Raw genomic sequence first — 8443 nt, 5'->3', positions numbered from 1 at the left:
CGGTTGGCGGTGGCGCGCACCGAACTGATCGACGGGCAGGACTGGGCGACCAAGATTGATGTGGGGATCGCCGCGGTGCTGCGCTCGCGTAGCGGTAGCTGGTCGAACAAGAGGTTGATCGACATGATCGACCGGATCATTTTCCGCCACGATCCCGATGCGGTGCGGCGCCGGCATGAGAAGGCCAAACAAGCCCGCAGTGTGTGGGTGGTGCCCGAGACCGACGGGATGGCCACCCTGGGGGCGACGATGACCGCCCACAACGCGGCCATCGCCCACAACGCGGTCCTCGCGTTGGCCGCCCTGGCCTGCCCGCACGACACCCGATCCCGCGATGCCCGCAGCAGCGATGCCCTGTTCGCGCTCCTCACCGGTACCGCGTTCGAATGCGACTGCGACCGTGAGGATTGTGCCGCCGCGATTCCCGAACCCGATGCCCTGGCGGCATGGGTGGCCGACCAGCAGAACCAAGCCATCGCCAAGGGGCGGGTGTTGGTGCACGTGATCGCCGATCAGGCCACCGTCGACGGGCGTGACGACCAGCCGGCGTTCATGGACGGTCACGGTGTCATCTCCGCCGCCCACCTGCGTGACCTGCTGGCCCGCGACGACGTGCGGGTGCGCCCGCTCAACCAGACCGGCGGGAATGCCCGTGCGACCGACCACAACAGCAGCAGTGGCGGTAGCGACGACGGGCAGAGTGCGGCGGCTGGTGTGTCGCTGCCCACCCACCTGCCCTCGGATCCGTACCGGCCTTCGGCGGCGTTGGACACGTTCATCCGTGCCCGCGACGGGTATTGCACCATCCCCGGGTGTGATCAACCGGGGTGGAAATGCGACATCGACCACGTGCAGGAGTACGACCACGACAACCCCGGCGAAGGTGGGCACACCAGCCCCGACGAACTCGGCGCGAAGTGCCGGATGCACCACAACTTCAAGACCTTCGCCCACGGCTGGGTCGACGACCAATACCGCGACAACAATGGCCGCCTCGTCTCCGAAGTCGTCTCACCCGAAGGAATCAGGTTCCCCGGACCCGCCGAAACCAACGCCGACTTGTTCCCCAGCCTCGACCACATCACCTGGCACGAGCCCACGCCCGATCTCGATACAGCTGCTCCTTCGTCGCAGCCACTCGATCAGCGAAAGCCGCGGCTGCGCAATCGGACCAAGGACAAGCACCGCCGACGACGAGCCGAACGCGCCGCCAACCGCAAACAACGACTCACCACGGAATGGCAGCACGCCGAACAGGAATACCACCGACGCCGCGAACACCCCCGCGAAACCGACGGCGCCCCGCCCTTCTGACGGGAAGACCGACTAGCCGGTCGGCTTGGACTTGGTGCCAGTCGTGACGCACATCGCCGTCTTGACATCGTTGGCCGACAGCAGCGGGCAGACGGTGTCCTTGGCCAGCTTCCAGCGGCCGTCGACGAAGACGATGCCCGCTTCGGCCTTGGCTGGCGGGTTCTCACCGATCTTCAGCTGGACCTTCACCGTGGCCTTGCGCGGCCCGGCCGGAATGACCGGCGGAAAAATCTTGTAGGTCGCGTCCGGGTTGTCCTTGCGCGCCTGGACCAGCTTGTTGAAGACCTCGGGATCCTTCTCCGACCCCTCGACGAGCTGGGTCTTCTCCGAGTTCGGGACGTTGGGGTCCAGCGCCATGTCGAGCATCTGGTTGAGCGTCTTGACCGTCGGCCGGACCTTCGGGTTCGTCAGCCCGGTCAGGTTGTACTTGCCGGTTCCGGTGGCCGGTGCGCTCGCCTCAACAGAGCTGGTCACGGGGCCCAGCGGGGGCAGACCGTCGTCGTTCCCGCCGCCACACGCGGCGACCGACAGCGCCATCCCGGCGACCATAACGCCAGCAAAGATCTTCGGTAGTTTCACGTTCCTCGTTCTTTCTCTGTCAGGGCACGCACCTGCGCCCCACTATGCCAAACGCCCCCACGAGGCTAGTCCACATAACCTGAGAACTTCCGGTCACGGCAGGCAACACGCCGTCAACGCTTGACCGGATGGTCCGGTTCCCACACCCTTGACGCATGGGGCGCAAGCGAATCGTGCTCATCACCACCGGCGGTACCGTCGCCGCGCATCAGACCGCCGGCGGCGCGGTACCCGTCCTGCATTCAAGCGATCTCGTCCACTTGACCCGCGAGGCGTTCGACAGCGCAGGAACGACGGAACCGCCCGACATCACGACGGTCGACCTGATGACGCGCGACTCGTCGGCGCTGCACACGACCGACCAGTTCATCATCGCCACCTCGGTGGCCGGCGCCCTCGCCGATCCACAGGTCGCCGGCGTGGTCGTGACGCACGGCACCGACACGATGGAAGAGACGGCCTACCTCGTCGACCTGTACGCCCATGACCCGCGCCCGGTCGTGTTCACCGGTGCGCAGCGGCCCAGCGACCATCCCGACGCCGATGGCCCGGCGAACATCGTTGCCGCCATCGCCTGCGCAATCGACCCGGCGTCGACCGGGCACGGGGTACAGATCGTGGTGGGCGGCGATCCCCAACCCGTCCGCGGCCTGTTCAAGGTCGAGACCGAAGCGCTGGCTGCCTACGACGTCGTGCACCCGGCGCTAGGCCGACCACTCGTGGACCTGCCGATCCCCGCGGGCCGCAGCGCCCGGGTGGACACCATCGCGCTCTACCCCGGTGTCAGCCCGGGAACGATCGCCGCGGCCGTCGCCCAGAATGCGGCGGGCATCGTGCTGTCGGCGACCGGCTCGGGCAACACCCACCCCGACATCACGGCCCAGGTGTCGCTGGCGGTACAGCAGGGCGTCACGGTGGTGGTGAGCACGCGGGTGCCCTACGGCGAAGTGGCCGCCCGCTACGGCGGCGGTGGCGGCGCGGTCGACCTGGTCGCTGCCGGTGCACTCGTCTCCGCGTGGCTGCGCGCTCCCCAGGCCCGCATGGCGCTGATCGCGCTGCTCACCGCCGGAGCGACTCGCGACGACGTGGCGTCGTTCCTCGCCTCCTCCGGACCCGGGTAAACCGCAACGCCGTCCCTAATCCCAGGCCAGCGAGTCCAGCGGATCGGCCGAGTGCAGGCCCGGTTCGGGCAGGCTGAACGTACGGGCCACCCCTGGACCGGTTACCCGCGTCTCGAAGCGCACGGTCACCACCCCATGACCGGTGCCCTGCACCCAGCCGTGACCATATTCGTCATGGCGCACGTCTGACCCGGTCTCCCACGGCTGTGCGTCGCCGGATCCCCCAGTCTCGTCGGCATCGATCGGCGGTCCGTCGTGGACGTCGTCGGGCAGCTCACCGGCACGCACGAGCACACCGGCACCGTCGAAGGCGCTGTCGAAGTCCTCCTCGGCCGGATCCGCCGCCGCTAGCGTGTCGCCAGGGCTGTCGAACAGGGTGAATTGTTCGGCTGCGGTGAGGCCGGAATAGCCGACGCCGACGAGGCGGATCGGGCCGATCTCGAGTGGGTCGAGTGCCAGCCGCTGCGCCGCGGTCGTCAAGTCCGGTAGGTCGGTGGTGCCGACGGCAAGGGTGATCGATCGCGTCAGCACAGACATGTCGGCCCGTTTCAGCTTCAGCACGACCGTGCGCGCCATCCGACCGTCCGCCAAGAGCCGCCGATGGGCGTCAGCTGCGGCGCGGGAGATCTCGGCCCGCAACGGTTCGAGTGCGACGATGTCGGCGGCCATCGTCGATTCTGACGAGATCTGTTTGGCCGCGGCCCGCTCGTGCACCGGCCGGTCGTCGACCCCGCGAGCCAGCTCGTGCAACGCGTGCCCGATCTTCGCGCCGAGCACCGAGGCCGCTTCGCTGGGCGCCAGCGCGGCGAAGTCGCCGATCGTCTCAATGCCCAGCCTGGCCAATTTGTCGCCGGAGACGGGGCCGATCCCCCACAGCTTGCGCACCGGCAGCGCGTGCAGGAACGCCAGCTCGCGCGACGGCTCGATCACCAGCACCCCGTCGGGCTTGGCGTCACCCGACGCGATCTTCGCGATCTGCTTGCCACTGCCCAGGCCGACCGACGCCGTCAACCCGGTCTCTTCGGCGATCCGCGCCCGCAACTCCTCGGCAAAGGCCCGTGCCGTGTCCGCATCGGCACCGGCGAGCCCAGCCGGCTCCCCAAACGCCTCGTCATAGGACAGCATCTCGATGACCGGGATCGCCTTCCGCACGACGTCGAAGACCCGCCGGCTCGCCACGCGGTAAACCGCACCCCGCGGCGGCACGACTACCGCAGCGGCACCGACCAAGCGGCGTGCCTGGTGCATGGGCATCGCCGAACGAGCACCGAAAACGCGAGCCTCGTAACTCGCACCGGCCACCACTCCCCGACCTCCGCGGCCGCCGACGAGCACCGGTCGGCCGCGCAGCGTCGGGCGGGTCAGCTGCTCCACCGACGCGAAGAAAGCGTCCATGTCCAGGTGCAGCACCCAACGGGCGCTGGTCTCGGTTCCGCCGCCGGCGGTCGTGCTGGCGCCCACCGGCACCTAGGCCTTGCGGATGTCCGCGGTCACGCCGTCACCCAGTTCGATGGCGCCCGCGCTGCCGTCGTGGTCCACCTCGAACTCGACTGCGAGCACCTCGTCGGCGATCAACCCGGAATGCGTGCGCGCGGTATCCGCGCGGTCGACCGGCACCACCAGCCGCACGACGATGCGGTCGGAAATGTCCAGGTCCATGTCGCGGCGGGCCTCCTGCAGCTCGCGGACGCGGTCCTTGGCCCAGCCCTCGGCTTCCAGCTCCGGGGTGACCGTGGTGTCGAGCACCACCAGGCCGGCACCGCCGGGAAGCTCGGCGGTCGAATCCGGCGCGGTCGCGACGAGTTTACGGGTGTACTCGCCGTCAATCAGCTCGATGCCGTCGGCGACGACGACCTCCTGGCCGTCGGCACCCGCGCGGACCTGCCAATTGCCGGACTTGACGGCCTTGATCACCCGCTGAACATCCTTGCCAAGGCGCGGCCCGGCGGCACGCGCGTTGACGACGACCTCGCTGCGCCCGAACTCCGACGGATCATCGCGCAGCACAACGGATTTCACGTTCATCTCGTCAGCGACCAGATCGGTGTAAGGCGCCAACCGCGCCGCGGTGGGTGCGGCGATCGTCAGCTGCGGCAGGGGCAGGCGCACACGCAGCTTGTTCGCCTTGCGCACGCTTGAGGTCACCGAGCACACTGCGCGCACCTCGTCCATCGCCGCGACCAGCTCCTCGTCGCGCGGCAGCTCGTCGGCGCTCGGCCAATCCGTCAGATGCACCGAGCGCTCACCGGTCAGTCCCCGCCAGATCGCCTCGGTGGCCAGCGGCAACAGCGGCGCCGCCAGTCGGCTCGCGACCTCCAGCACCGTGTACAAGGTGTCGAAGGCGGCCGGGTCCTCGTCCTGCCCGGTCCAAAAGCGGGCCCGCGAGCGGCGGACGTACCAATTGGTCAACGACTCGCAGAACTCGCGGAACGAGTCACACGCCCCGGAGATGTCATAGGTCTCCAGCGCCTGCGTGATCTCGTCGCGCGTCGCCGCCAGCTTGGCCAGGATGTAGCGGTCCAGCAGGTTGTCCGAATCGGTGCGCCACGTCGCAGGCCGCTCGGCGTAAAGCTGCAGGAAGCTGTACGCGTTCCACAGCGGCAGCAACGCCTGGCGGACTCCCTCACGAATGCCCTGCTCGGTGACCACGAGGTTCCCGCCGCGCAGGATCGGACTGGCCATCAGGAACCAGCGCATAGCGTCGGACCCGTCGCGGTCGAAAACCTCGTTGACGTCGGGATAGTTGCGCTTGGACTTGCTCATCTTCTGGCCGTCGTTGCCCAGCACGATGCCGTGCGCGGACACGTTCCGGAATGCCGGCCGATCGAAGAGGGCAGTCGAGAGCACGTGCAGGTTGTAGAACCAGCCGCGCGTCTGCCCGTTGTACTCGACGATGAAATCGCCTGGATTGTGCGCGATCTCGCCATTGCCGCCGGTGCTGGATTCGGCCCGCTCGCTATCGCTCCCGGCGCCGGTGCTGGATTCGGCCCGCTCGCTATCGCTCCCGGCGCCGTCGAACCACTCGCGGTTCTCGAACGGGTAGTGCACCTGCGCATACGGCATCGAGCCCGACTCGAACCAGCAGTCGAGGACCTCGGGTACCCGGCGCATCGTGGACTTGCCGGTCGGATCGTCGGGATTGGGCCGAGTCAGCTCGTCGATGTGCGGTCGGTGCAGGTTGTCCGGTCGCACGCCGAAGTCGCGCTCGAGCTCGTCGAGCGAGCCGTACACGTCGATCCGCGGGTGCGCCGGGTCATCGGACATCCACACGGGGATGGGGGCACCCCAGTAGCGGTTGCGGCTGATATTCCAGTCGCGGGCACCCTCGAGCCACTTGCCGAACTGGCCGTCGCGGATGTGCTCGGGCGTCCAGTTGATCTCCTGGTTGAGCTCGACCATCCGGTCGCGGATCTTGGTGACGGCGACGAACCAACTCGGCACCGCCATGTAGATCAGCGGCTGTCCCGATCGCCATGAATGCGGGTAGGAGTGCTCGATCGTCTCGTGCCGGAGCACCCGGCCCACCTTTTTCAGGTCCTTGATGATCGGCGCATTGGCGTCGAAAACCATCTGTCCCTCGTACGGGGGCACCTCGGCGGTGAAGCGGCCGCCCTCGTCGAGCGGGCGCACGACCTCGATGCCGTTGGCCGTCGCGACGTCCATGTCCTCCTCACCGAACGCGGGGGCGAGGTGGACGACGCCGGTACCAGAATCGGTGGTCACATAATCGGCCAACAACACCACGTGCGAGTTCATATGGCCGGCAAAGAAGTCGAAGGGAGGCGTGTACGACAACCCCGCCAACCGCTTGCCGGCGTAGGTGCCGAGAGTCTCGACTTCTCCCAGCTCAGCGGTATAGCTACCCAGTAGCGCGGTAGCCAGCAGGTACTCCTCGCCGTTCTCGGTGCGCACGTGGCTGTACTCGACGTCGGGGTGCACCGCGATCGCGAGGTTCGACGGCAGCGTCCACGGTGTCGTCGTCCAGATCAACGCGTTCACGCCGTCCAGAGCAGCGAGTTCCCCATCGGCATGCAGCGGCATGGTGACGGTGAGCGCGGGGTCCTGACGCATCTTGTAGGCGTCGTCGAGTTTGGACTCCTGGTTGCTCAGCGGCGTCTGTTCATACCAGCTGTAGGGCAGCACGCGGTAGCCCTGGTAGACCAGGCCCTTGTCGTAGAGCTCCTTGAACGCCCACATGACCGACTCCATGTAGTCCAGGTCGAGGGTCTTGTAGTCGTTGTCGAAGTCCACCCAGCGCGCCTGGCGGTGGACGTAGCTGCGCCATTCGCCGGTGTACCGCAGCACCGAGTCGCGACAGTACTCGTTGAACTTGTCGACGCCCATCTGCTCGATCTGCGACTTGTCGGTGATCCCCAACTGCCGCTCGGCCTCCAACTCCGCTGGCAGACCATGGGTGTCCCAGCCGAATCGTCGCTCCACGCGCTTGCCGAGCATGGTCTGGAAGCGCGGGACCACGTCTTTGACGTACCCGGTCAGCAGGTGGCCGTAATGCGGCAACCCGTTGGCGAACGGCGGCCCATCGTAGAAGACGAATTCGGGTGCATCAGCGCGGTTGTCGATGGATGCGACGAACGTGCCGTCGGCGTCCCAGTAGTCGAGAACCGTCTGCTCGATGTCGGGGAACTTCGGTGCGCGCGGTGTGCCGCCGGTGAGGTCGACGACGGGATAGGGGCGGGACCGGTCGGTCGTGGCCACAGGGGTGCCTCCGTGCTCGTGCGGGCACGGGGACGGCGTCGGCGCTGCTGCGCCGGAACGTCGCGGTACCACCCCGCTTGCCGGTCGCGCACTCCTGAAATCAGGCGAAATCAAGGCGTGCCGCGTCGGCCACTCGTTCGTCGGGCTGTCACGGGCCCGGACCCGCTCGGTTCTACTGGGGCGCGCCGCGGACGGCGGACCTGTTCTTCCGAGTGCTCCCCGGTGATTGCCGGATCATCGCATCTGACAGCTTAGTCAGTCCTGAGGCGGACGCCAATTGGGATCGAGCGCGTCGATCGGCTGGGACCGCCGCGGCTCGGGGCTGCGCGGTCGCCGCGGCTGCGGCGGCTCGGGCGGGAGATCGTTGACGTGCCGAATCGCCTCGCGAGACTGGTCGGACACGAGCGCCGACCCCGATGGCGGGATCGAGGCCTCCCACCGGATCGCCTCCGGGTCGCCGACGACGGTGGGATTGGCACCGCTGGTCTCGACGCGCGGAATCGATCCGGTCGAGGTGACGTAGTCGTGCAGGTCGCCGACCCGTCGACGACCGGCACGCGGGGGCTGCGCAGTGGGCGGCTGGCCCGGTGCGCCCGTAGCCGACACGGTCGGGACCGTGAACGCGGGTCCACTGGGCGCCGGGACCGGTGCTGCATGCTCCGCCGCAGTGGGCGCGGTGTACGGCGGCTGGGCAGGACGCGGCGGCACGACTG

The 8443-nt window shown here is 68.1% G+C and carries 5 protein-coding genes and 1 pseudogene; 2 read left to right on the top strand and 4 right to left on the bottom strand.

Annotated elements, in window-relative coordinates:
• Window positions 1–1314: HNH endonuclease signature motif containing protein (locus B4L26_RS12565; RefSeq protein ID WP_290719200.1), on the top strand; the 1314-nt coding region annotated here is incomplete at its 5' end.
• A gap of 12 nt (window positions 1315–1326) precedes the next feature.
• Here the strand turns inward: B4L26_RS12565 and B4L26_RS12560 are convergent.
• Entirely contained in the window at window positions 1327–1893 is a 567-nt protein-coding gene (locus tag B4L26_RS12560) for a hypothetical protein (RefSeq protein WP_290719199.1), read from the bottom strand.
• Window positions 1894–2048: 155 nt separating this feature from the next.
• On the opposite strand from B4L26_RS12560, the gene B4L26_RS12555 reads away from it, so the two are divergent.
• Window positions 2049–3014, top strand: a complete 966-nt coding sequence (locus tag B4L26_RS12555) for an asparaginase domain-containing protein (protein ID WP_290719198.1) — start codon at window positions 2049–2051, stop codon at window positions 3012–3014.
• Between the two features lie 15 nt (window positions 3015–3029).
• Here the strand turns inward: B4L26_RS12555 and B4L26_RS12550 are convergent, their stop codons facing one another.
• From B4L26_RS12550 to B4L26_RS12540, 3 genes and pseudogenes are all read right to left on the bottom strand, one after another.
• Window positions 3030–4475, bottom strand: a complete 1446-nt coding sequence (locus B4L26_RS12550) for a DNA polymerase IV (RefSeq protein ID WP_290719197.1) — start codon at window positions 4473–4475, stop codon at window positions 3030–3032.
• A 6-nt stretch (window positions 4476–4481) separates the two neighbouring features.
• Window positions 4482–7730 carry an isoleucine--tRNA ligase gene (gene ileS, locus B4L26_RS12545; RefSeq protein WP_290719196.1) on the bottom strand — a complete coding sequence of 1083 codons (3249 nt, stop codon included), beginning with the start codon at window positions 7728–7730 and terminating at the stop codon, window positions 4482–4484.
• A gap of 255 nt (window positions 7731–7985) precedes the next feature.
• Window positions 7986–8443, bottom strand: a pseudogene (locus tag B4L26_RS12540) (hypothetical protein); the annotation flags it as partial.

The sequence above is a fragment of the Gordonia sp. UBA7599 genome (assembly GCA_002477755.1).
In the GTDB taxonomy this organism is placed as follows: domain Bacteria; phylum Actinomycetota; class Actinomycetes; order Mycobacteriales; family Mycobacteriaceae; genus Gordonia.
This window is presented reverse-complemented; position numbering and strand designations above follow the sequence as displayed.